General features: G+C 49.0%; 1 pseudogene. It reads left to right on the top strand.

The window, feature by feature from the left end:
* Window positions 1-253 (top strand): annotated as a pseudogene (locus KVT27_RS26910) (RNA-binding transcriptional accessory protein); the annotation flags it as partial.

A 253-nucleotide genomic window follows, 5' to 3' on the forward strand; every position in this document is an offset into this window, starting at 1 on the left:
CAAGGATTGATACGGACAGAAGCCAAGGATGCGAAGCAGGAGTCCGTATATGAGATGTACTACGCGTACCAGGAGCCAGTGAAGCGCCTGCCGCCTCACCGTATTCTCGCGATTAATCGCGGGGAGCGGGAGGAGATTTTGAAGGTTAGCTTAGACGTGAATGCAGATAAAATACATGAATATATGCAGAGACAAATCGTAAGAGGAGATTCTATCGTTCGCGATGTGCTGCGGACTATTGTGGAAGACTCCT

Source organism: Lysinibacillus sp. GbtcB16 (assembly GCF_019091145.1).
Lineage (GTDB): Bacteria > Bacillota > Bacilli > Bacillales_A > Planococcaceae > Lysinibacillus > Lysinibacillus fusiformis.